19 protein-coding genes are annotated in these 22509 nt (G+C 65.9%); 9 read left to right on the forward strand and 10 right to left on the reverse strand.

Features of this window, described 5'->3' with window-relative positions; genetic code table 11:
- Position 1: 1 nt before the first annotated feature.
- On the reverse strand, positions 2-1099 hold the full coding sequence (locus tag BCCGELA001_RS07275; protein ID WP_008563374.1) for an LLM class flavin-dependent oxidoreductase: 1098 nt from the start codon (positions 1097-1099) through the stop codon (positions 2-4).
- A gap of 216 nt (positions 1100-1315) precedes the next feature.
- Here BCCGELA001_RS07275 and BCCGELA001_RS07280 point away from each other — a divergent pair, with 216 nt between their 5' ends.
- The 3 genes from BCCGELA001_RS07280 (at position 1316) to poxB (ending at position 4693) form a co-directional block, all read left to right on the forward strand.
- Positions 1316-2230 (forward strand): 2-dehydro-3-deoxygalactonokinase, encoded by a 915-nt coding sequence (locus tag BCCGELA001_RS07280; RefSeq protein ID WP_060737537.1) that lies wholly within the window; start codon positions 1316-1318, stop codon positions 2228-2230.
- Positions 2231-2243: 13 nt separating this feature from the next.
- A complete protein-coding gene (locus tag BCCGELA001_RS07285) occupies positions 2244-2876 on the forward strand; it encodes a 2-dehydro-3-deoxy-6-phosphogalactonate aldolase (RefSeq protein ID WP_008563387.1) in 633 nt (210 codons plus the stop codon).
- A gap of 80 nt (positions 2877-2956) precedes the next feature.
- Positions 2957-4693 carry a ubiquinone-dependent pyruvate dehydrogenase gene (gene poxB / locus BCCGELA001_RS07290; protein ID WP_008563388.1) on the forward strand — a complete coding sequence of 579 codons (1737 nt, stop codon included), beginning with the start codon at positions 2957-2959 and terminating at the stop codon, positions 4691-4693.
- A gap of 62 nt (positions 4694-4755) precedes the next feature.
- On the opposite strand, the gene BCCGELA001_RS07295 is transcribed toward poxB, so the two are convergent.
- Both BCCGELA001_RS07295 and BCCGELA001_RS07300 read right to left on the reverse strand, forming a co-directional pair.
- Complete coding sequence (locus BCCGELA001_RS07295; protein WP_008563390.1) at positions 4756-5121, reverse strand: hypothetical protein; 366 nt, start codon at positions 5119-5121, stop codon at positions 4756-4758.
- A 66-nt stretch (positions 5122-5187) separates the two neighbouring features.
- Positions 5188-6096 carry a PaaI family thioesterase gene (locus BCCGELA001_RS07300; RefSeq protein ID WP_060734944.1) on the reverse strand — a complete coding sequence of 303 codons (909 nt, stop codon included), beginning with the start codon at positions 6094-6096 and terminating at the stop codon, positions 5188-5190.
- 144 nt (positions 6097-6240) lie between these two features.
- Here BCCGELA001_RS07300 and BCCGELA001_RS38120 point away from each other — a divergent pair, with 144 nt between their 5' ends.
- Entirely contained in the window at positions 6241-6558 is a 318-nt protein-coding gene (locus tag BCCGELA001_RS38120; RefSeq protein WP_008563405.1) for a hypothetical protein, read from the forward strand.
- A 37-nt stretch (positions 6559-6595) separates the two neighbouring features.
- Here BCCGELA001_RS38120 and BCCGELA001_RS07310 read toward each other — a convergent pair whose 3' ends face one another.
- Both BCCGELA001_RS07310 and BCCGELA001_RS07315 read right to left on the reverse strand, forming a co-directional pair.
- Positions 6596-8065: an amidase gene (locus BCCGELA001_RS07310; RefSeq protein WP_060734945.1), complete on the reverse strand. Its 1470-nt coding sequence runs from the start codon at positions 8063-8065 to the stop codon at positions 6596-6598.
- A gap of 128 nt (positions 8066-8193) precedes the next feature.
- On the reverse strand, positions 8194-9303 hold the full coding sequence (locus BCCGELA001_RS07315; RefSeq protein ID WP_008563408.1) for a ring-opening amidohydrolase: 1110 nt from the start codon (positions 9301-9303) through the stop codon (positions 8194-8196).
- Positions 9304-9601: 298 nt separating this feature from the next.
- On the opposite strand from BCCGELA001_RS07315, the gene BCCGELA001_RS07320 reads away from it, so the two are divergent.
- Complete coding sequence (locus BCCGELA001_RS07320) at positions 9602-11938, forward strand: Tex family protein (RefSeq protein ID WP_060734946.1); 2337 nt, start codon at positions 9602-9604, stop codon at positions 11936-11938.
- Between the two features lie 60 nt (positions 11939-11998).
- Here BCCGELA001_RS07320 and BCCGELA001_RS07325 read toward each other — a convergent pair whose 3' ends face one another.
- Positions 11999-12370, reverse strand: a complete 372-nt coding sequence (locus BCCGELA001_RS07325) for a response regulator transcription factor (RefSeq protein WP_008563427.1) — start codon at positions 12368-12370, stop codon at positions 11999-12001.
- Positions 12367-13233: a S1C family serine protease gene (locus BCCGELA001_RS07330; protein WP_008563429.1), complete on the reverse strand. Its 867-nt coding sequence runs from the start codon at positions 13231-13233 to the stop codon at positions 12367-12369. The genes BCCGELA001_RS07325 and BCCGELA001_RS07330 overlap by 4 nt, the downstream gene beginning before the upstream one ends.
- A 185-nt stretch (positions 13234-13418) precedes the next feature.
- Here BCCGELA001_RS07330 and BCCGELA001_RS07335 point away from each other — a divergent pair, with 185 nt between their 5' ends.
- The 4 genes from BCCGELA001_RS07335 to BCCGELA001_RS07350 all read left to right on the forward strand — a co-directional run bounded on the left by BCCGELA001_RS07335 (position 13419) and on the right by BCCGELA001_RS07350 (position 19061).
- Positions 13419-14384: a VOC family protein gene (locus tag BCCGELA001_RS07335; protein ID WP_060737538.1), complete on the forward strand. Its 966-nt coding sequence runs from the start codon at positions 13419-13421 to the stop codon at positions 14382-14384.
- Positions 14385-14449: 65 nt separating this feature from the next.
- Positions 14450-15325, forward strand: a complete 876-nt coding sequence (locus BCCGELA001_RS07340; protein WP_008563434.1) for a dihydrodipicolinate synthase family protein — start codon at positions 14450-14452, stop codon at positions 15323-15325.
- A gap of 169 nt (positions 15326-15494) precedes the next feature.
- On the forward strand, positions 15495-16601 hold the full coding sequence (locus tag BCCGELA001_RS07345) for a S1C family serine protease (protein ID WP_060734947.1): 1107 nt from the start codon (positions 15495-15497) through the stop codon (positions 16599-16601).
- Between the two features lie 138 nt (positions 16602-16739).
- Complete coding sequence (locus tag BCCGELA001_RS07350; RefSeq protein ID WP_060734948.1) at positions 16740-19061, forward strand: xanthine dehydrogenase family protein molybdopterin-binding subunit; 2322 nt, start codon at positions 16740-16742, stop codon at positions 19059-19061.
- Between the two features lie 173 nt (positions 19062-19234).
- Here BCCGELA001_RS07350 and BCCGELA001_RS07355 read toward each other — a convergent pair whose 3' ends face one another.
- Genes BCCGELA001_RS07355 through BCCGELA001_RS07365 form a run of 3 tightly spaced genes read right to left on the reverse strand, consistent with a single transcriptional unit; the run spans position 19235 to position 22454 of the window.
- Entirely contained in the window at positions 19235-20431 is a 1197-nt protein-coding gene (locus BCCGELA001_RS07355; protein WP_060734949.1) for an acyl-CoA dehydrogenase family protein, read from the reverse strand.
- 15 nt (positions 20432-20446) lie between these two features.
- Positions 20447-21595, reverse strand: coding sequence for an acyl-CoA dehydrogenase family protein (locus BCCGELA001_RS07360; RefSeq protein WP_060734950.1), 1149 nt, complete (start codon positions 21593-21595; stop codon positions 20447-20449).
- Between the two features lie 4 nt (positions 21596-21599).
- On the reverse strand, positions 21600-22454 hold the full coding sequence (locus tag BCCGELA001_RS07365) for an enoyl-CoA hydratase (RefSeq protein WP_008563454.1): 855 nt from the start codon (positions 22452-22454) through the stop codon (positions 21600-21602).
- Between the last annotated feature and the right edge of the window lie 55 nt (positions 22455-22509).

Consider the following 22509-nt stretch of genomic DNA (forward strand, 5'->3'; position numbering starts at 1 on the left):
GTCAAGCTGCCTTCTTCGCGGAGCCGAGATGCGTCAGGCGCGGCATCACCTCGTTCTTCAGCAGCGACAGCGAGTGGTGCCAGGCTTCCGCCTTGTGCTTGTAGTCGAAGCCGAAGACCAAGAGCACGCCGAAGCCGCCGACCTCGTCGTAGATCTTCTCGATCTTCTCGGCGACGGTCGCGGGCGAGCCGACGATCCAGTTCCGCTTCGCGCAATATTCGACGGTGACGTCGCTGTCGGGCACGTCGGGTGCGTGCTTCAGATAGTCCTTGAAGCCGAAATGGCCGAGCAGCGGCAGGAAGTATTCGCTCATCATCCGGCCCATCATGTCGCCGGTCGAGAGCTTCCAGGCTTCCTCGTCGGTATCGGCGACGAACACCTCACGCACCAGCCGCCAATCCGCACGGTTCGGCTTGCGTCCGGTCTTGGCGGCGCCGATCTCCACCGAATCCCAATGACTGGAGACATAGGCCGGGTTGAGGTTGAGGCTCATCGGAATGAAGCCGCGCTCCCCGGCGAGCTTCAGCGTGTCCGAGTTCTTCGACAGCCCGGCGACGCCGATCGGCGGATGCGGCGCCTGCAGCGGCTTGATGTGCGGCTTGAGGAAGTCGAACATCGTGTCCGGCTTGGTCACCGTCCAGAACTTGCCCTTGTGGGTGAACGGCGCCGGCTCGGTCCAGAGCTTCAGGATGATCTCCAGCGCCTCGCGGGTCATGTCGCGGTTCTGGCCGCTCATGCCGTCGACGTTGAACATCGCCCAGTCGCTGGGCAGGCCGCTCGCCGCGACGCCGAAATTGAGCCGGCCCTCGGAGAGATGGTCGAGCATGGCAACGCGGTTGGCGAGTTCGGCCGGGTGGTGATAGGGCAGGAGGAAGCCGCCCGGCCCGATGCGAAGCTTCTTGGTCTGCATCAAGGCCTGCGCGATCAGCAGGTCCGGCGTGGGGTTGGGTTCCCAGGGCGCCGTGTGGTGCTCGCCGACCCAGGCCTCCTGGTAGCCGAGCTCGTCGAGCCAGCGCATGACCTGCAGGTCCCAGTCGTTCCCTTCCTTCAGGCCGCACTCCGGCGGATGCGAAGGCATCGTGAAATAGCCGATCTCCATGGGTTTCCTCTCCACAATTGACGCGTCTTGTTGCGCGGTTCACGGATGTGAGTGGGAACGCTTCAGCAAGGGGTGTGCCAGCACGATACCGGTCCGATCATTCGAGAAAGGGCTGGTTTGCGGCGGCAATAGCCGATATCCCGGGACAGATTTGCAAGAGCTCGTCTCATTGTCGCGAGACGGCGTCTTGCCGGTGAGACGAGGATGCGTGTCGAGATGAGCGAACCCGCCTATGTTGCGGTGGACTGGGGCACCAGCAGTTTTCGCCTGTGGCTGGTCGATCGTGCCGGCGAGGTGCTGGCTGAACGCCGCAGCGGCGAGGGCATGCTGGCTGCGGTCAAGTCCGGCTTCCCCGCCGTGCTGCAATCGCATCTTGCCGCGATTGAGGCACCGGATCATCTGCCGGTTCTCGTCTGCGGTATGGCGGGCGCCAAGACCGGCTGGGTCGAGGCCGGTTATGTCGATACGCCCGCGCCGCTTGCGGCCGTCCTGAAGCAGGCCGCGCGCGTGCCGGGCGAGGGGCGCGACATCCGCATTCTGCCGGGCATCGCGCAGCGCGATGCAAAAGCGCCTGACGTGATGCGCGGCGAGGAGACGCAATTGCTCGGCGCGCTCGGCCTCGATGTCGCCGGAGAGGCGCTGGTCTGCATGCCCGGCACGCATTCCAAATGGGTTTGGGTGAAGGACGGCACGGTCGCGCACTTCTCCACCTTCATGACGGGCGAGCTGTTCAGTGCCGTCTCGCGCGAGACGATCTTGTCGCTTGCGGTCGCAGGCGCCGATGACGCCGAGGATGTCACGAGCTTCAAGGCGGCGGTGGTCGCCGCATACGAAGCTCCGGCCTTCGCCGCCAATCTACTGTTCACCGCGCGGTCGCGTCAGTTGCTGTTCGGCGGCACGCCGGCTGCGGCGCGCGAAACGCTGTCGGGGACCCTGATCGGTGCCGAGCTCGCGGCCGGTCTTTCCGGTCCTGTTCCGAAAGCTGGCGTCACGCTGATTGCCTCTGGGCGGCTCGCGGTGCTGTACCAGATCGCCTTCGGGGCGCTATCGATTGCCGTGCAGCCGATCGATGCCGATGAAGCCGTCCGCCGCGGCCTGTCGATGGCGGCAGCGGCGATCTGGTCGAAATGAGAGGATCACCGAGATGAGCGTTCCGTTTCCGCCAATGAAGCGTCCGCTGGTCGCGATCCTGCGCGGCGTCAAGCCCGAGGAAACCGAGGCGATCGTCGGCGTGCTGATCGAAGCCGGCATGACGGCGATCGAGATTCCCCTGAATTCGCCCGATCCGTTCCGCTCGATCGCAACAGCCGCGAAGCTCGCGCCATCAGGCGTGCTGATCGGCGCCGGCACGGTGCTGACGGCAGCAGATGTCGATCGTCTCAACGATGTCGGCGGCAAGCTCATGGTCTCGCCCAATGTCGATACCGAAGTGCTCTCGCGCGCGCATCAGCACGGCATGGTCACGATGCCCGGCGTGTTCTCGCCGACCGAGGCGCTGCTGGCGGCGCGCTCCGGCGCCTCGAGCCTGAAGTTCTTTCCGGCGAGCGTGTTAGGTGCGTCCGGCATCGCCGCGATCCGTGCGGTGCTGCCGGGCGGGGTGATGATTGCCGCCGTCGGCGGCGTCTCCGACCAGAACTTTGCGGAATACATCAAGGGCGGCGTGACCGCATTCGGGCTCGGCTCCAGCCTCTACAAGCCCGGCATGTCGGCCGCCGATGTCGCGGCGCGCGCCAAGGTGACGATCACGGCCTACGATCGGGCGATCGTGAAAGACTGAACCGGCAATAAACAAGCCGTGATGCCGTCACGGTCGCGCATTATCCTATCTTGCTGCACCAGCGAGATCAGGAGACCGACATGGCGATCAACAACGTGGCCGATCTGTTTGTGGCAACGCTCGAACAGGCCGGCGTCAAGCGCATCTATGGCATCGTCGGCGACAGCCTGAACGGCCTTACCGAGGCGCTGCGCCGCCGCGGCACCATCGACTGGATCCATGTCCGCCACGAGGAGGTCGCAGCGTTCGCCGCCGCCGGCGAAGCCGAGATGACGGGAAGCCTCGCCGTCTGCGCAGGCTCCTGCGGTCCCGGCAACCTGCATCTGATCAACGGCCTGTTCGATGCGCATCGCAGCCGGGCTCCGGTGCTGGCCATCGCAGCGCAGATCCCCTCGGCCGAGATCGGCGGCGGCTATTTCCAGGAAACTCATCCGCAAAACCTGTTCCGGGAATGCAGCCATTATTGCGAGCTGATCTCCGACCCGAGCCAGCTTCCTTTCGTGCTGGAGAACGCGATCCGCGCGGCAGTCGGCCTGCGCGGCGTTGCCGTCGTCGCCATGCCAGGCGACGTCGCTTTCCGCAGCCCGCCCAAGCGTGCGCTGTCGACCACGCGCGGCCTTGCGCTGGCGCCGCCTAAAATCGTGCCGCAGGCCGATGAGCTGAAGGCGCTCGCGGATCTCCTCAACGGCACTGAGCGCATCACCTTGTTCTGTGGCCGCGGCTGCGCCGGCGCGCATGCGCCCTTGATGCAGCTGGCCGAAGCCTTGAAAAGTCCGATCGTCCATGCGCTCGGCGGCAAGGAGCACGTCGAATACGACAATCCCTATGACGTCGGCATGACCGGCTTCATCGGCTTCTCCTCGGGCTATGCGGCCATGCACGCCTGCGATACGCTGGTGATGCTCGGGACCGATTTTCCCTACAAGCAGTTCTTCCCGACCGATGCGAAGGTCGCGCAGATCGACATCCGTCCGGAGAATCTGGGACGGCGCTGCAAGATCGATCTCGGCCTCGTCGGCGACGTCAAGCTCACCATCGAGGCGCTGCTGCCATTGCTCAAATCCAAGACGCAGCGCAAGCATCTCGACGACGCGGTCGCGCACTACAAGAAGGCACGCGAAGGGCTCGATTCGCTCGCCAAGGGTACGCCGGGCAGCAAGCCGATCCACCCACAATATCTCGCGAAAGTCATCAGCGACCATGCCAGCGATGATGCCGTGTTCACCGCCGATGTCGGCACGCCGACGGTATGGGCCGCGCGCTATCTGGACATGAACGGCGGCCGTCGGCTGATCGGCTCCTTCGTGCACGGGTCGATGGCCAACGCGATGCCGCAGGCGATCGGCGCGCAGGCCGCGCAGCCCGGCCGGCAGGTGATCTCACTGTCGGGCGACGGCGGCTTCACCATGTTGATGGGCGATCTGATCACACTGACGCAAGAGAAGCTGCCGGTGAAGGTGGTCGTGTTCAACAACGGCGTGCTCGGCTTCGTCGCGCTGGAGATGAAGGCGGCCGGCTTCGTCGACACCAATGTCGATCTGGAGAATCCTGATTTCGCCGCGATGGCGCGCGCCATGGGCATCTTCGCCAAACGCGTCGAGGACCCTGGCGAGCTGCCCGGTGCGGTCAAGGAGATGCTGGCGCATGATGGGCCGGCACTGCTCGACGTCGTTACCGCCAAGCAGGAGCTGTCGATGCCCCCGACGATCACGGCCGAGCAGGTCAAGGGCTTCAGCCTCTGGGTGCTGAGGGCGGTGATGAACGGCCGCGGCGACGAGGTGCTGGACCTCGCGAAGACGAATCTCTTGCCGCGATGATTTCGCCAAGCGGTCGGGTCACTTCTCCTCAACGGGGAGAAGTGATCGCCGATGGCGCGGTCTCAGCCGCGCTTCACCGACGGCGCGGGCAGGCGCTCCGGGCGGTTCTGAAAGCGCTGCCAGTGCAGCACGCCGCCGATCAGCAGCGCCGGGATGAAGCCGAGCACGATCAGGAAATGCGGCAGCTTCGCCGACGAGACGAATGCAATCGCGATGTCTGAGATCAACCAGAGCGCCGCGAATATCACCGCGAAATCCAGGCGCGGGCAACGAAGATGGTAGAACACGGCGGTGATGATCACGGCGGGCCCGATCGCAATGCCGATCATGACGGCCGTCAGCTCCGTCGGCGTCAGCGCGTCGAGCACCATGGAGGCCAGCAGCCAGAGTGCGGCGAACATGGCGATGATGTCGAGTGGATGCCGCAACAGAGTACCTCTTACGGGGACGCGCTATCGTTGTGGCCGGAACCTTGGCCGTCAAGTAAAATACGCTTATTCCTCGTCACTTCCAGGCGTTGGCCGCAGCATGAAATGACCGAAGGCTGTGGCGATCGGCTTCGCCGCATCGTCCTGCCAGGCCCGCGCCTCGAAGGCGACGATGCGCCGGCCTTGCTTCACGATCGAGACGTTGGCGAAGGTGTCGAGCGCGCGTCCGGAGCGCAAGTAATTGACGGTGAGGCCGATCGGCTTGGGCGGTGCGGCTGCGCCCAGCTCGCGTGCCACGCCGATGATCGCGGTGGTCTCGAGGAAGGCACCGGTCATGCCGCCATGGATCGCGGGCAGGATCGGGTTGCCGATGATCTTCGGCGAGAACGGCATCGTCAGCGTGCCGTCGTCGTTGACGCGGATGCCGAGACAGCGCGCGAACGGGCTGTTCGCGAACGGGCCATCCGGATCCTCCGGTGCCTCCAGCGTCGGGATGTCGCGTGCATCCATCCGGCGGTCGGAGAGCATGTTGGTGCGGTTGGCGCCGATCATGAAGCAGGCGGTCGCGGTCGCGACCGGATCGTCCTCGGAGTCCTGATAGGCGGTGGAGCGCACGAAGGCGATCGAGCGCGTGGTGCGGTAGCAGACCGAATGCGCCTTGATGTCGAAGCCGGGCGTCGCGGGCTTCTGGTAGTCGATGCGCAGGTCGAGCGTCGCGATGGCGCGCGTGCCGTCGAGCGCAAGCTGCACCGCCATGCCGCAGCTCTCGTCCAGCATCGCGGTAACGACACCGCCATGCAGAACGCCAGTCTCGGTGTCGCCGACGAAAACGGGCCGGTAGGGCAGGCTGGACCAGGCCTCGCCGGGCGCGAAGCGGTCGAGCTGGAGCCCGCTGATATGGCCGTAATCGGAGCGGCGGCCCTGGATCGCCTCGGCGAGTTCCTCGAAGGGGAGCGTAGCAGATAACGTGGACATAATGACGTTCTAGACCAGCGGCGGGCGCCGCGCAAAAGCCCGTATGGATATCGTGAATCGGCCCCTGGCGGTTTGGCCTCGACAGGGCGGGCCGAAGCGACGATGGTGGAGCTTCGTTCGTTCGATTAGCCGCAAGGAGCGCCCATGGCCGACCCCGAAACGCCCTCGACCGTCCAGGGGCCCGTCATCATTTCGAGCTCCAGCGCCGAGCGGGCGCCGATCATCTATTTCGATGGCGCCTCCTGCTTCGGCCATCACAATGGCGCGATCCAGATCGAGCTCGCTGCGAACCTCCTGATGCCGGTCGGCGCCGCGGTCAGGGTCGACGTGGTCCAGACCGCGCATCTGCGTTGCAGCGTGGCGGCAGCGCTGGCCCTGCGCGAAGCCCTCGACAAGGCGCTGGCGATGTACAAGCAGGGTCAGCAGCAGCCGAACGAGGAGATCCCGGCGGTGAAGAACTGAAGTTGCAGGTGCGATCGCCGTTCGCGCGATCGCTCTCTCAGCTCACATGCACCTTCGGCTTCTGGCCACAATTCCACTTGCCGTCGAGCGCGCGCTCGATCTGGGCGGCGAGCTGCAGCAGCAGGCCGTCATTGGCCTGCTTGGCGATGGCCTGGATGCCGAGCGGCAGGCCGTGATCCTGGGTTGCCATCGGCATCGAGATCGCGGGGATGCCGCAGAGATTGGCGAGCGGCGTGAAGGCGAAGAAGCGCCAGAGATTGCCGAACCAGTCGCGCACATCGGGATTGTCGGAGATGGTGAGATACTCCTTCGTCCCGACTTTCGGCGTCGGCAGCGCCGTGATCGGCGTCAGGATCACGTCCCACTGCTCGAAGAAGCTGCCGAAGCCGCGTGACGTGGTGTTGAACACGGCCTGCATCTTCGCGCGCTCGGCAAAGCTGGTGTGCCGGCCGGCTTCCCAGATGCGGATGTTCATGGGCTCGATCAGATCTTCCGGCGGCGTCTCCAGCCCGCGCGCGGCGAGCATGTTGGAGATCACCACTGCGAAATTCGAGATGTAGCAGGTGGTCTGCGCGGCGAATGCGGCGCGGAAGTCGAGCTCGGGCAGGGCGTAGTCGACGTGATGGCCGAGGCCTTCGAGGAAGCGGCCGGTCTTCTCCAGCTCGGCCGCGAGCTCTGGCGTCGCGGTGTAATCGCCCCAGCTGTGCGAGAGCGCGATGCGGAGCTTGCCGGGATCGCGCTTGATCATTTCGGAATAAGGCTGCGCCGTGGTCCAGAACGGCATGAATTCGCCGGGCGCAGGTCCCCGTGCATGGTCGACGAAGGCGGCGGTGTCGCGCACCGAACGCGACTGGCAGCCCTGGATCGAGACGAGACCGGTGAGATCGGACATGTGCGGGGCAAGCGAGAACACGCCGCGCGAGACCTTCAGCCCGATATTGCCGTTGACGCCGGCGGGAATGCGGATCGAGCCGCCGCCGTCGGTCGCGTGTGCGATCGGCACCACGCCGGCCGCGACCATCGCGGCGCTGCCCGCCGACGAGCCGCAGGTCGTGTAATCGGTATTCCAGGGATTGCGCGTGACGTAGACGGCGGGATTGTCGGCCGAACTGCACACGCCGAATTCCGGCGTCGTGGTGCGTCCGATCAGGTTGAGCCCCGCCTGACGCAATTTGCCGGTGAGGAAGGTATCGGCCGCGGCGCGATTGCCGCGCATCAGCAGCGAGCCCATTTCCTGGAGCCGGCCCTTCATGGTCGGTCCCAGATCCTTCATCAGGAAGGGCAGGCCGGCGAACGGGCCGGAGAGGTTGGCGCCGTCCTTGGCAGGATCGGCGATCACGTCCTCGAACAGCTCGACCACGCCCGACAGCGCCGGATTGACCTTGGCGACGCCGGCCGCGGCCTGGCGCGCCAGCTCCTTTGCCGTCAGCTCGCCCTTGCGGACGCGGGCGGCCAGCGCCACGCCGTCATGCTGCGCCCATTCATTCCAGCTCATCGGCAAAGTCATGTAGTCAAATCCCCTTCGGTGGCGGCGCTCCTTCCTTTCGCAAAGACCGCCCTGAATCAACCGAGCCGCCGCGAGGGGCAGGGTTGCATGGGGCGGAGAGGCGGCGGGACGTGGAGCTGCAGGCCGTCTCAATCCGGCAGTCGAGCGATCACTGCAACCGGTCCGCCGCCCGGCGGTCCCTGATGCTCCGCGCCGCCGGAGACGTAGATTGCGCTGGTGCCGGCAAAGCCCGCGATCAGCCCGCCGACCGCGGCGCGTGCGTGGCGCGTCGAGCTGATGTCGGTATCTTCCAGCATGGTGTGGCGGAAGCCACGCACGGTGCCGTCAGGCGAGGCCTCGGCCTTGGCGAAGATGTTGACGAGCTCGCGGCCTGCGCCCGCTTGAGGTGCGATGCCCAGCCCAACACTTTGCAGCGCTGCGCTCACCGCCGCGGCGTCGATGGCATCGCTCATCACGGCGTGCCCGATCTCGAACGCGCTCACCGACAACGTCGAATTGCCGAGCACGATGACGACGTTGTGCATCAGCTCGATGCCGGCCGAGGTGGAGGCGACCTTCGAGAACAGATCGTAGCGCCGCAACACGTCCTCGTCGCGGACATCGGGAGCGATCTCGCCGAGCGCGACCGCGACGCCGAGCGCAGAGGCGCCGCGGGAATAGGCCATCGAACTGTAGGCGCTGGTCGTCACCGTCTTGTTGCCGCGCGCGCTCGCAGCCTCGACGCGATCGCTGGTGAGCAGCGGACATTTGATCTGCACGAAATGAACGTCGGCGGGATCGCTGATTCCGACGTGCTCCATCGCAGCCTTCACGGCCTTGGCCGTTTCCATGATTTGCGCGGAGCGGCCGAGCTCTTCGGGCAAGAAGTCACGGGTGTGCGCCACGCCGATGCTGAGGCGCTTGCCCGAGATGCCTGCCGGGCGTTCGACCTCTTGCCGCGTGAACACCGTGATGTGCGGACTGAGCACGCCCTCGGTGCCGCCGGACATCACGAAGGCGATGCGCTGCTCGACCTGCGCAGGAGAAAGGCCGAGCCGCGGCGCCAGCGCCGTGCACAATGCCGCAACGGCATATTCCCGCGTGAAATCGTTGACCCCGCCATTTCCCTCGGTCTTGCCGAGGATGGCCAGGATGGAAGCGGGGTCGATCGCGCCGGATTCGATCATGCTCATGAGGCCGGAGACGTCGCCGGGGCCCTTGGTGGCGATCCTGATGGCGCCGGCCGAAGTGGTGCGCATGAATGGTCCTCACGTGGAGTTCGGTGGTCCGGCGAGTGCACCAGCCGTGGAATGGAGGCTGCTGTCAATCCTCTTGTCGTCCTGGCGAAAGCCAGGACGACAAGAGGATTGAGTCCTCGTACCAAGAGCGCCCGCGCCATCCCCACGAATGTGGCGAGATCGCATCGGTTCAACAAAAAATCCCTTGTCGACGATCCTCCGCTGTACCTTGATGAATCAACCCGGCTTGGTCCATAAGCGGCGTCCCGTGGCCGGCGGTTTGCCGCCGCGTCGCGTGGTTGGATAGAGGGATTCTCGCGTGGCAAATATCAACCAGAAGATTGCGCAGGAGCTTGGGGTTCGGGCCGAGCAGGTCGAGGCGGCGGTGACGCTGCTCGACGGCGGCGCCACGGTTCCCTTCATCGCCCGCTACCGCAAGGAAGCGACCGGTGCGCTCGACGACGCGCAATTGCGCACCCTGGAGGAGCGCTTGGTGTATCTGCGCGAGCTCGAGGACCGCCGCAAGGCCATCCTCGAATCGGTCCGCGAGCAAGGCAAGCTCGATGCCGCACTGGAAGCCTCCATTCTCGCCGCCGACAGCAAGGCGCGCCTCGAAGACATCTATCTGCCGTTCAAGCCGAAGCGCCGCACCAAGGCGGAAGTCGCCAAGGAAGCCGGCCTCGAGCCGCTCGCCAATCAACTGATGGCGGAGCCCGGCAACGATCCGAAGGTGGTGGCTGAAGCCTTCGTCAACGCCGAGAAGGGCGTTCCCGATGTTGCCGCCGCGCTCGACGGCGCCCGCGCCATCCTGGTCGAACGCTTCGACGAGGACGCCGACCTGATCGGCGCGTTGCGCGAGGAGATGTGGACCAATGCGCGCATGGCCTCCAAGGTGCGCGACGGCAAGAAGACCGAAGGCGAGAAATTCGCCGATTATTTCGATTTCTCCGAGCCACTGACCAAGTTGCCCTCGCACCGCATCCTCGCGATGTTCCGCGGCGAGAAGGAAGAGATCCTCGACCTGCAGATCCAGGCCGAAGCCGAGGCGCCGCCGCCGGGCGTGCCGAGCGCCTATGAATTGAAGATCATGAAGCGGTTCGGCATCGCCGACCTCAAGCGCGCCGGCGACCGCTGGCTGGTCGACACCGTACGCTGGGCTTGGCGCACCAAGATCCAGGTCCATCTCAACATCGACTTGCGCATGCGGCTGTGGAACGCGGCCGAGACCGAAGCGGTGCGCGTGTTCGCCTCGAACTTGCGCGACTTGCTGCTGGCGGCGCCCGCCGGCACCCGCGTCACCATGGGACTCGATCCCGGCTATCGCACCGGCGTCAAGGTCGCCGTCATCGATGCCACCGGCAAGGTGGTCGATACCGCCGTGATCTATCCGCACGAGCCGCAGCGGCAGTGGAACGAGTCGCTTGCGATCCTCGGCAGGCTCGCAATGAAGCATCGGGTCGAGCTGATTGCGATCGGCAACGGCACCGCCTCGCGCGAGACCGACAAGCTCGCAGCCGATCTCGTCAAGGGTCTGGCCGAGCTGAAGATGAACAAGATCGTGGTATCGGAAGCCGGAGCGTCGGTCTATTCGGCCTCGGCTTTCGCCTCGGAGGAATTGCCGGGCCTCGACGTCACCCTGCGCGGTGCGGTCTCGATTGCGCGGCGGCTGCAGGATCCGCTGGCCGAGCTCGTCAAGATCGAGCCCAAGGCGATCGGCGTCGGCCAGTATCAGCACGATCTCGGCCAGGCCAAGCTCGCCAAGTCGCTCGATGCCGTGGTCGAAGATTGCGTGAACGCCGTCGGCGTCGACGTCAACACCGCCTCGGCGCCGCTGCTGGCGCGCGTGTCGGGCGTGGGCTCCGGCCTTGCGCAGAGCATCGTGGCGCATCGTGACGCCAACGGCCCTTTCAAGTCGCGCAAGGCGCTGAAGGACGTGCCGCGGCTCGGACCCAAGGCGTTCGAGCAGTGCGCGGGCTTCCTGCGCATTCTCGGCGGCGAGGATCCGCTCGATGCCTCCGGCGTGCATCCGGAAGCCTATCCCGTGGTGCGCCGGATCCTGGCGGCGACCAAGAGCGACATCAAGGCGCTGATCGGCTCGAGCGAGATCGTGCGTACGCTCAAGCCGAAGGATTTCGTCGACGAGACCTTCGGTCTGCCGACCGTCACCGACATCTTGAAGGAGTTGGAAAAGCCCGGCCGCGACCCGCGTCCGGCGTTCAAGGCCGCGGTGTTCAAGGAAGGCGTCGAGGAGATCAAGGATCTCAAGAAGGGCATGATCCTAGAGGGCACCGTGACCAACGTCGCGGCCTTCGGTGCCTTCGTCGATATCGGCGTGCACCAGGACGGCCTCGTGCACATCTCGGCGATGTCCAAGACCTACATCAAGGATCCGCGCGAGGTGGTGAAGCCCGGCGACATCGTCAAGGTGAAGGTGCTGGACTTCGAGGTCGCCCGCAAGCGCATCTCGCTGACGCTGCGCCTCGATGACGAGGTCGGTGCCAAGAAGGACGCTCCCGGCATGCAGCGCGACAACAGTCGCAACACGTCCCGCATGACGTCCTCGGCGCCGCGCAAGCAGGAATCGTCCGGCGGCGGCGGCGCGCTCGCCGAGGCCCTGCGCCGCGCTGCGGAGAAGAACAACGGCAAGCGGGTGTGAGCTAAGCCTCTCTCGCCCTCTCTCCAGAGGAGAGCTCTATCCGCGGAGAAATTCGTTCGCCTACAGTTCGATCACCCCGCGTCGCGCCGCATGCGCGACGGCGTCGGTGCGGCCGGTGGCATCAAGCTTGTCGAGCAGTGAGCCGACATGAAATTTCACGGTGTGCACGGAGATGCCGAGCTGTCGTGCGATCATCTTGTTGGAGCCGCCCTCGGCCATCAGCGCCAGCACGTCGAGCTCGCGCTGCGTCAGTGCGATGTCATCCGGCATGACGCGCGGATCACGGGCGACGACCGTCGCCGCAGCTTGCTCGCCGGGCGCAGCCAGGCGAATCCCGGCGACGCTGCCGAGCAGCTTCGCCAGGCGACCGGCGAGAACGGGATCGTCGACCTCCAGCGACAGCACGATCTCGGCCGCGTTGTCCGCGCTCACGCCTCAGGCCTTTCGCCGACGGTGACCTTGAAGCTGACCGGCTCGCCGCCGCGGCGTGCCGCGACATCGATCACCGCGCCGACGCTCGAAGGCCCAAGCGTCTGCGACAGCGCGCGTACGCCGGACAATCTCTGGTCATTGACTGCCACGATCACATCGCCCTGGCGGATGCCGGCCGCGGCCGAAGGTCCTGCCTTGTCGACATTCATCACCATGGCGCCGATACCGTCGTCGAGCCGCACCGGCTGAAGCCCGAGGCCGAGATATCCGCGCGCGATGCGGCCGCGCGCCTCGAGCTGGGGCGCGACGCGCTCTATCGTCGCCGTCGGGATCACCAGCACCCGCCGCGGGCCCAGCACCGCCATGCCGAAGGCGTCGCCCGACGCATCGAGCGCGAGCCCGCCCTGCTGGCTATCGCGCAGGCGGACATCGAGCTCGATTCGCGCATCGATCTCGCCGCCGCGCAAGGAGCGCCAGCTCTTGCCGGATGCCGATACCATCCCGAGCGCCGCACTCGGCGCGTCGCGGTTGGTGGCGACGACGACCGACAACATACCGAGGGGAGGCACCGTCGTGGCAAGCTTGACCGGCGCGATGGCGGCTTCGGTGCGCAGCAGTGCGATGTCGGTCGTATGGTCGCGGCCGGCGATCGTGGCGGCGGCCCGGCCGCCGTCGGGCAGCCCGATCTCGACCGCGCCCTCGTCGGCCAGCGCCTCGTCGGCGGTGATGATCAAGCCGCTCTTCCAGACAAAGCCGGCGGCGCGGGCGCGATGCGAATGCACGGAGACGACGGACGGCGCGGTGCGCGCCACCACGTCCGCGAGCGCGGACGACAGGGAGGACAGGGCAGTCAGGTCGGTCATGGCAGGCTCCTGTAGCTGTCCTCAATCTGGGACGTCGTAGGCGTTTGCGAAACTGGCCGGGTGGCCAGGACCAAAGGGCCTCTGCGGGGCAAAGCCGACGAACATGTGATTGGGAGCCGCTCACGGGAACGTGTAGCAATCGGTTGGATATTGCGCCCGACGGCCTCAACATCGAGCTCCGACTGATGACCATCGATCTCACCCGCCGCACCCTGCTTCAGCTCGCTGGCGCCACTTCGCTGGCGATGGCGGCCGCAGCCGCGGCACGTGCCGAGGGCCATGCGCAGGGCGGCGGGCCGACCTATGCCAGCCGCACGCCGATGCGTGTCGGCATGGTGACGCTCCGGGTCAAGAATCTCGACAAGGTTGCGGATTACTACCGAGACGTGATCGGGCTCACCGTAATGGAACGCTTGGGCGCCGCTGCGAAGCTCGGTACGGCCGGCGTCACGCTATTGGTGCTGGAAGCCCGCCCCGATGCGGCGATCGAGCCGCGCACCGCTGCCGGCCTCTACCACACCGCGTTCCTGATGCCGACGCGGAAGGATCTCGCGCGCTGGCTGGTCCATGCCGCCTCGCATCGCGTGCCGCTGTCGGGCTTTTCTGATCATCTCGTCTCTGAGTCCGTGTATCTCGACGATCCCGAAGGCAACGGCATCGAGGTCTATGCCGATCGCGATCCCTCGCAATGGCAATGGAGCGAGGGCAGCGTGACGATGGCCACCGACGAGCTCAACATCCCCGATCTGCTGTCGCTGACCAACCCGCGCGTTCCTGATTATGCCAAGGCGCCGGACGGAATGCGCATCGGCCACATGCATCTGCGCGTCGGCGATCTCGCGCAGGCCGAGAGCTTCTATCACGGCACCATCGGTCTCGATCCGACCCGCCGCCGTAGCGGCGCCGCGTTCCTGTCGTCGGGCCGCTATCACCATCACCTCGGCATGAACGTCTGGCAGAGCCAGGGCGCCGGCCAACGTGACGATCAGAGCACGGGCCTTGCCTGGTTCTCGCTGGTGATGGCCAAGCCGGAATTGCTCGCGGCGCAGGAAAAGCGCCTGCGCAAAAGTGGCGTCAAGATCACGACGATTGCGGATGGTGTCGAGGCGATCGATCCCTGGGGCACGCGTGTGCGGCTGCTCAGGGTTTGATCGCAGGCGCGGGCATTGGTAAGACCGGTCGTGCGCGAACCAATTGACCGGGAGCCACATCCGATATGTCCGAACTCCACGGCGTCTTCCCCTATCTCGTCTCGCCCGTCGATGTCGATGGCGGAGTCCGAACCGAAGTTCTCGCAAAGCTCTGCGACGACCTGATCGGCGCCGGCGTGCATGGCTTGACGCCACTGGGCTCGACCGGCGAGTTCGCCTATCTCGATGCCGCGCAACGCTTGGCGATCGTGCAGACCACGATCGAAGCCGCCAAGGACCGTGTGCCGGTCGTGGCCGGCGTCGCCTCCACCTCGACCGCGGACGCGGTGGCGCAGGCGAAGGCGTATCAGAAGCTCGGTGCCAACGGCATTCTTGCGATTTTGGAGGCGTATTTTCCGCTCGCCGACGCGCAGGTGGAATCCTACTTCCGCGCCATTGCGGACGCCGTGGACATCCCTGTCGTCATCTACACCAATCCGCAATTCCAGCGCTCCGACCTGACGCTCGACGTCATCGCGCGCCTCGCCGAGCATCCCCGCATCGGCTACATCAAGGACGCTTCCACCAATACCGGCCGGCTGCTCTCGATCATGAACCGCTGCGGTAATTCCTTGCGCGTGTTCTCGGCCTCCGCCCATATCCCCGCCGCGGTGATGCTGATCGGCGGCCTCGGCTGGATGGCGGGGCCCGCCTGCATCATCCCGCGCCAGAGCGTCGCGCTCTACGATCTCTGCAAGGCGGGCCACTGGGATGAGGCCATGGCGCTGCAGCGCCGGTTGTGGCGCATCAACGAAGCCTTCGCCCGCTTCAATCTCGCCGCCTGCATCAAGGCCGGCCTTTCGATCCAGGGCTACGACGTCGGTGATCCCGTCCCGCCGCAGGCGCCGCTGACGGCCGACGCACGCAAGATCGTGGAGGCGGCGTTGCGCGAGCTGGCCTAGCTGCGCTCGCCACGCGGCAATTTGCCCCGGCACCCGTGCCGGACGCAAAAAGGTCATTACCTCCCGGAGAAACTTCCGTTCGTTTGCGACGTTGCTGCGTGAGCGAGGTCTGTCACCCCATGCATGTGCGTCCCAATAGCGTATCCGGCACAAGAGACGGTGATCCCCGATGAATCGTCGCTATGCGATTGCCGCGGCAGCCTTCGCCGCCCTGCTGCTCGCCGTTACCACCGCGAAGATCCTGCATGTCCCGATCTCGTATGTCCCATGGGCGGCGCCATCCGCCCGCGCCGTCGAGCAGCGCGGCCCGCTGTCCGATGGCGAAAAGGCGACCATCGACATCTTCGAGCGCGTATCACCTTCGGTCGTGCAGGTTGCCGTCAAGTCGGACGCCAATCCTCTCATGGGCGAGGAAGGGCAGGGCGGTGGCGGGGCTTCCGGAACGGGGTTCGTCTGGGACCGCGACGGGCACCTCGTGACGAACAACCACGTCGTCGCCAATGGCAACGAGATCGCGGTGCGCTTCGCCTCGGGCGAGGTGGCTGAGGTCGACCTCGTCGGCCGGGCTCCGAATTACGATCTCGCGGTGCTGCGGATCCGCAGCGTGCGCCAGTTTCCAGCGCCGATCGCCCTCGGCAGCTCGAACGATTTGAAAGTCGGACAATCCGCTTTCGCGATCGGCAATCCCTTCGGGCTGGATCAATCGATGACCAGCGGCATCATCAGCGCGCTCAAGCGCAGGCTCCCGACCCATGCCGGCCGGGAGATCGCCAATGTCATCCAGACCGATGCGGCGATCAACCCGGGCAATTCGGGCGGGCCGTTGCTGGATTCTGCCGGCCGGCTGATCGGCGTCACCACGGCGATCATCTCGCCGTCGGGATCGAATGCCGGCATCGGCTTCGCCGTGCCGGTCGATGTCGTGAACCGGATCGTCCCCGAGCTCATCCGCAACGGCCGTGTGCCGACGCCCGGCATCGGCATCGTGGCCGCCGGCGAGGACGTTTCGACTCGGCTTGGTGTCGAAGGGGTGATCGTGGTGCGCACCGCGCCCGGTAGCCCGGCCGAGCGGGCGGGCATTCGCGGTGTCAACTTCTCGACGGGCGCGGTCGGAGACATCATCACCTCCGTCGAGGGCAAGCCGGTGCGGCGCCTCGCCGATCTGACCGACGCGCTGGAGCAGGTGGGCGCCGGCAAGTCCGTCCGCCTCACCGTCAAGCGGGGTTCGGACAGCCGCGACGTGAATGTCGGCATCATCGACATCGAGCGTTCCTGACCAAGCATTTGACCTGGCAATCTCGGCCGCCAAATCGGGCGTGGCATGCAATGCAGATGTGCCGCGGCTCGGTTGTATCGACCGCAAAATCCGCTAAAACCGCGCCGGTCGTTTTCCGGATTTCAGGGACATAGCGGAATGAACATTCTTCCCGGCAATTTGCGTTTCGGAGCGGGGCAGCCCGTCAAGCGTTTGGAAGACCAGAGGCTGCTCACCGGTAAGGGACAATTCATCGACGACAAGCCGGAGGAGGGCGCGCTATGGTTGCACGTGCTGCGCTCGCCGCACGCCCACGCGAAGATCGTCTCGATCGACACCAGCGCCGCGGCGTCGATGCCCGGCGTCACCGCGATCTACACCGGCGCCGACCTCGTCAAGGACGACATCGGCACCATTCCGACGCTGAACATCTTCAAGCGCCCTGACGGCAAGCCGATGACGGTGCCGCCGCGCCGGCTGCTGGCCCATGAAGTCGTGCGCTATGCCGGCGAGGCCGTTGCCGCCGTGGTGGCCTCTTCGCGCACCGAGGCGCAGAGCGCGGCCGAGGCGATCGTCGTCGAATATGACGTGCAGCCCGCGGTGGTCGATCCCGTCGAGGCGGTGAAATCAGGCGCGCCCGTGGTGTGGCCGGAGGCGCCCGACAACATCGTCGGCGCCATGAGCTATGGCGATGCCGCCAAGGTCGACGAAGCCTTTGCCAGCGCGGCGCACACCGTCGAGCTCGACATCGTCAGCCAGCGTCTGGTGCCCTCGGCGATGGAGCCGCGCTCGACCATTGCCGAGATCGACAAGAAGTCTGGACGGCTCCTCCTGCACGTGCAATCGCAGACCCCGGCCTCGACCCGCGACGTGCTGGCGGAAGCCGTGCTGAAGCGTCCGAAGGACAGCGTCCGCGTGCTGGTCGGCGACATCGGCGGCGGCTTCGGCCAGAAGACCAACCTCTATCCCGAGGACGGCATCGTCGCCTATGCCGCGACCAAGCTGAACAAGAAGATCCGCTGGCGCGGCGACCGCACCGACGAGTTCGTCGGTGGCACCCATGGCCGCGATCTCACCTCGACGGCATCCTTTGCGCTCGACGAGAAGGGCAAGGTGCTGGCCTATCGCGTCAAGTCGATCGGCTGCACCGGTGCGTACTCTTCGGGCGCGGCCAACATCATTCCGCTGGTGCTCGGGCCGTTCGTGCAGACCGGCGTCTACGATCTGCCGCTGGTGCATTTCGAGGTGAAGTCGGTGATGACCCACACCGCACCGGTCGGCGCCTATCGCGGCGCGGGCCGCCCCGAAGCGGTGTTTATCGTCGAGCGACTCTTTGACGCCGCTGCGCGCAAGATCGGCATGGATCCGCGCGCGATCCGCAAAGCCAACTACATCAAGCCGGCGCAGCTGCCCTACACCAACGCAGCCGGGCAGGTTTACGATTCCGGTGCCTTCGCGCACATGCTCGACCGCGCCGTGAAGCTTGCCGACTGGGACGGCTTTGCCGCGCGCAAGAAGGCGGCGAAGAAGAAGGGCCTGCTCTACGGCCGCGGCCTCACTTCCTATATCGAGTGGACCGGCGGCCGCGCGCATACCGAGAAGGTCAGCCTGCATGCGACCTCGCAAGGGCGCGTCATGCTGCATTCCGGCACCATGGCGATGGGGCAGGGCCTGCAGACCACCTACACCCAGATGATCTCCGACACGCTCGGCATTCCCATGGACAAGATCGACGTGGTGCAGGGCGACACGGATCTGGCCATGGGCTTCGGCAGCGTCGGCTCGCGTTCGCTGTTCGTCGGCGGCACGGCGGTTGCGGTCTCCTCCAATGACCTCATCCAGAAAGCGCGCGAGAAGGCGGCGAACGTGCTGGAGACCTCGGTCGAGGACATCGAATATCAGAGCGGCATGCTCACCGTGGTCGGCACCGACCGCCGCATCAGCCTGTTCGATCTCGCCGAGAAGGAGAACGGCGCCAAGCTCAGCGTTGATTCCGAAGGCGAGGTCGATGGTCCGAGCTGGCCGAACGGCACGCATATCTGCGAGGTCGAGATCGACCCGGAGACAGGCGTATCCAAGGTCGTGCGCTACACCACCGTCGACGACGTCGGTGTCGCGGTGAACCCGATGCTGGTCACCGGGCAGATCCATGGCGGCGTCGCGCAGGGCATCGGCCAGGCGCTGTACGAAGGGGTCTCCTACGATGCAGACGGCCAGCTCCTCACCGCGAGCTACCAGGATTACTGCATCCCGCGCGCCGACGACGTGCCGCCGATCGTTGTGACGCTGGATGATTCCGCGCCCTGCCGCACCAACCCGCTCGGTGCCAAGGGCTGCGGCGAATCCGGCGCCATTGGCGGCCCGCCCTGCGTCACCAACGGTGTGATGGATGCGCTGGCCGAGCTCGGCATCACCCAGCTGAACACGCCCCTGACGCCGCAGAAGATCTGGCAGGCGATCAAGGAGGCGAAGGCAGGTTAGGGACTCAGCTGAAGCCTCGAACTCGGTGTCGTCCCGGCGTAGGCCGGGACCCATACTCCCACGCCGGAATGTGGTGCGAGCTAGTAACTACTAATCTTCGCAAAACTGAATTCGGTGGTTATGGGTCCCGGCCTTCGCCGGGACGACACCGAATTTGTGGCCGGCGGCTCGCGTTAAATCCCCAGCATCATCTTCGCGATGATATCGCGCTGAATCTCCGAGGTGCCGCCGAAGATCGTGTAGGCGCGGCCATTGAGATATTCCGGCATCACCGTCAGCATCTCCTCAGGCGTCGGAGGCTCGTGGTTGAGCCTGTAGAGCGGCCGCATCGGCTCGACGGCGAGGGCGTCGTGACCGATCACGTCGGCGCCGAGCCGCGTCACAGCCTGGCGGATCTCACTGTTGCGCAGCTTCAGGATCGACGACACCGCACCGGGATTTTGCCCGGTCTGCAGGGCCGAGAGCACGCGCAGCTCCGTCATCTCCAGCGCGTCGATGTCGACCTCGACCTCGGAGATGCGCGTCGCGATGTGGGGGCTGTCGATGGCGCGGCCCGTGAGGTCGGATTCGGCGAGGTCAGCGATCGCCTTCAAGCCCTCGCGCAGCTTGGCCGAGGCGATGCCGGAGCCGCGCTCGAATTCGAGCAGATATTTGCCGTAGGTCCAGCCCTTGCCTTCCTCTCCGACGCGGTTGGCGACGGGCACGCGCACGTCGTCGAAGAAAACCTGGTTGACCTCGTGGTCGCCGCCGATGGTGAGAATGGGACGCGTGGTGATGCCGGGGGTCTTCATGTCGATCAGGATGAAGCTGATGCCGTCCTGCTGCCGCGGCCCGTCGCTGGTGCGCACCAGCGCGAACATGCGGTTGGCGTGGTGCGCATGCGTGGTCCAGATCTTGGTGCCGTTGATGATGTAATCGTCGCCGTCGCGCACCGCGCGCGTCTTCAGTGACGACAGGTCGGAGCCGGAGCCCGGCTCGGAATAGCCCTGGCACCAATAATCCTCGCCGGAGAGAATCCGCGGCAGGTAGAAGTTCTTCTGCTCCGGCGAGCCGAAGCCGATGATGACGGGCCCGACCATCTTTACGCCCATGACATTCACATTGGGCACGCCGGCCCTGGCGCTTTCGGTCTCGAAGATCCAGCGCTGCGCCGGAGTCCAGTCCGGTCCGCCATGCTCCACCGGCCAGCCCGGCGCACCCCATCCCTGCTTGTGCAGCGCGCGCTGCCAGGCCATGCCGATATCAGGGTCGGAGAACACGGACGGCGTCAGCGCGGTCGCGCGCTTCATCTCCTCGGTCAGGTTCTTGGCAATGAAGCTGCGCACCTCGTCCTGGAAGGCGCGTTCCTCGGCGTTGAACGAGAGGTCCATGATGCGTTCCTTGTGTCAGGCGGGCACGTTGGGACGGCCAAGCTCGGCATGGCGGGCGTAATGATGCGCGCTGCCACCGAACAACGTGTCGAAAGCGACCAGCCGCTTGAAATAGGCGCCGACCTCGAGCTCCTCAGTGACGCCCATGCCGCCATGGAGCTGGATCGACTGCTCGCCGACGAAGCGCGCGCATCTGCCGATCTTCGCCTTCGCGCCCGAGGCGGCCCGCGCGCGCTCGACGGGCGGGCTGTCGGCCTTGAGCGCGGCGCGCAGCGCCATCGAGCGGGATTCGTCGACCTGCATCGCCATGTCGGCGAGGCGATGGCGGATCACCTGGTTGGCGGAGAGCGGCCGACCGAACTGCTTGCGGATCTTGGTGTACTCCAGCGTCGTGTCGAGTAGCGTCTGCATGATGCCGACGGCCTCGGCGCCCAGCGCGGCCATGGTACGATCGACGGCCCAGTCGATCGCGGGCAGGGTATCGCTGCCGTCGCCGAGCAGGGCGTCTGCGGGCAGATGCACGTCGCACAGCTCGATGTTGCAGGCGCGCCCGCCGCCGAGGCGGGCGTAGTCGGAGATCGCAAGTCCGGACTCCGTGGCCGGCACCACGAACAGGCCGATCCGCCCCGAAGGGCCGTGATGGTCATGCATCAATGCGGAGACGATGATCTCATCGGCAGCATGCCCATCGAGCACAGCGATCTTGCTCCCCGCGAGGTGCCAGCCCTGCGCCGTCTTGTTGGCGCTGGTTGTGACCTTGGCAAGATCGAACCGTGCCGCGCGCTCGGAATGCGCAAACGCAAGCTTCAGCGATCCGTCCGCCACCTTGGGGAGGCTCGCCTGCTTTTGCTCGGTCGTGCCGCATCGCTCGATCAGCGCGGCGCCCAGCACCACGGTTGCGACATAGGGCTCCGACACCAGCCCGCGCCCGAAGGCTTCCATGAGAATGCCGACATCGACCGCGCCGCCGCCGAGCCCGCCGAATTCCTCGGGAAGCGGCAGCGCCAGCCAGCCGAGTTCGGCGAACTGCTTCCAGACGGCGGGGCTGAAGCCGAGCGGATCGTTCGCCATCTTGCGGCGGTGAGCGGCGTCGTAGCTTCCGGCCACGAAGCGTTCCGCGCTCTCGCGCAGCAACTTTTGCTCATCACTGAGATTGAGGTCCATATCGCTACTCCGCGGCCGTCGACGGCTTGCGCACGGAGGGATGCAGGCCCGAGGGATCGACGATCATGCCGAACTCCTGGAGATTATGCGCGTGGCAGAGCTGATGCAGCGCAAAGGCCTGGTCGATCGCGGCGGGCTGGCCCATGACGTCGACCGAGCGGTTGACGGCCTCCTTGGTCAGCTTCAGCGCAAAGGACGGCTTCGTCGCGATCCGGCGTGCCAGCTCCAGCACGCGCGACGACAGCTCGGCGCGCGGCACCACCTGGTTGACCATGCCGAGCTGCTGCGCCTCCTGCGCGCTCCAGCTGTCGGCGGTGAACAGGAATTCCTTGGCCTTGCGCGGCCCGAGCTCCCAGGGATGCACGAACCACTCGACGCCGCAGACGCCCATGGTGACGACGGGGTCGCAGAACTGTGCATCGTCGCTGGCGACGATGAGGTCGCAGGCCCAGGCGAGCATCAGGCCGCCGGCGATGCACTTGCCGTGCACCTCGGCAATGGTCGGCTTGGCGAGGTTGCGCCAGCGCCGCGTGATCTGGAGATAGATTTCCTGCTCGCGCGCAAAGCGGCCGTGGGCATTGGGCTCGGCAAAGCCACCCCAATTTCCGATCGGCGGAAAATCCGTTCCCGCGGCGTTCTTGCCGCCCGGACGCAGGTCATGGCCGGAGGAAAAATGCGGGCCCGTGCCGGCGAGGATGATGACCTTGACCGTATCGTCCTGCACCGCCGCGTCGAAGGCGGCGTTGAGGTCGTAGGTCATTTGCAGGTTCTGTGCGTTGCGCGCCTCGGGCCGGTTCATCACGACCCGGACGATGGCCGGCTCCGGCCGTTCCACGAGGATGGTCTCGAACGAGGACATCGCGTTCCCCCTGGCGTTTCCGCTTTTGTTTTGCCGGAGTTGACTATGTCGGCCT

Origin of the sequence: Bradyrhizobium sp. CCGE-LA001 (assembly GCF_000296215.2) — a bacterium.
Classification (GTDB): domain Bacteria; phylum Pseudomonadota; class Alphaproteobacteria; order Rhizobiales; family Xanthobacteraceae; genus Bradyrhizobium.

Bases quoted from the DNA above. Each gene is read 5' to 3' on its own strand.
- BCCGELA001_RS07330 (WP_008563429.1), bottom strand. From the start codon at position 13,233: ATGACCGACCTGACTGCCCTGTCCTCCCTGTCGTCCGCGCTCGCGGAC.
- poxB (WP_008563388.1), top strand. From the start codon at position 2,957: ATGGCGATCAACAACGTGGCCGATCTGTTTGTGGCAACGCTCGAACAG.
- BCCGELA001_RS07300 (WP_060734944.1), bottom strand. From the start codon at position 6,096: ATGTCCACGTTATCTGCTACGCTCCCCTTCGAGGAACTCGCCGAGGCG.
- BCCGELA001_RS07360 (WP_060734950.1), bottom strand. From the start codon at position 21,595: ATGGACCTCAATCTCAGTGATGAGCAAAAGTTGCTGCGCGAGAGCGCG.
- BCCGELA001_RS07285 (WP_008563387.1), top strand. From the start codon at position 2,244: ATGAGCGTTCCGTTTCCGCCAATGAAGCGTCCGCTGGTCGCGATCCTG.
- BCCGELA001_RS07280 (WP_060737537.1), top strand. From the start codon at position 1,316: ATGAGCGAACCCGCCTATGTTGCGGTGGACTGGGGCACCAGCAGTTTT.
- BCCGELA001_RS07345 (WP_060734947.1), top strand. From the start codon at position 15,495: ATGAATCGTCGCTATGCGATTGCCGCGGCAGCCTTCGCCGCCCTGCTG.
- BCCGELA001_RS07365 (WP_008563454.1), bottom strand. From the start codon at position 22,454: ATGTCCTCGTTCGAGACCATCCTCGTGGAACGGCCGGAGCCGGCCATC.
- BCCGELA001_RS07335 (WP_060737538.1), top strand. From the start codon at position 13,419: ATGACCATCGATCTCACCCGCCGCACCCTGCTTCAGCTCGCTGGCGCC.
- BCCGELA001_RS07355 (WP_060734949.1), bottom strand. From the start codon at position 20,431: ATGGACCTCTCGTTCAACGCCGAGGAACGCGCCTTCCAGGACGAGGTG.
- BCCGELA001_RS07315 (WP_008563408.1), bottom strand. From the start codon at position 9,303: ATGCGCACCACTTCGGCCGGCGCCATCAGGATCGCCACCAAGGGCCCC.
- BCCGELA001_RS07275 (WP_008563374.1), bottom strand. From the start codon at position 1,099: ATGGAGATCGGCTATTTCACGATGCCTTCGCATCCGCCGGAGTGCGGC.
- BCCGELA001_RS07350 (WP_060734948.1), top strand. From the start codon at position 16,740: ATGAACATTCTTCCCGGCAATTTGCGTTTCGGAGCGGGGCAGCCCGTC.
- BCCGELA001_RS07340 (WP_008563434.1), top strand. From the start codon at position 14,450: ATGTCCGAACTCCACGGCGTCTTCCCCTATCTCGTCTCGCCCGTCGAT.
- BCCGELA001_RS38120 (WP_008563405.1), top strand. From the start codon at position 6,241: ATGGCCGACCCCGAAACGCCCTCGACCGTCCAGGGGCCCGTCATCATT.
- BCCGELA001_RS07310 (WP_060734945.1), bottom strand. From the start codon at position 8,065: ATGACTTTGCCGATGAGCTGGAATGAATGGGCGCAGCATGACGGCGTG.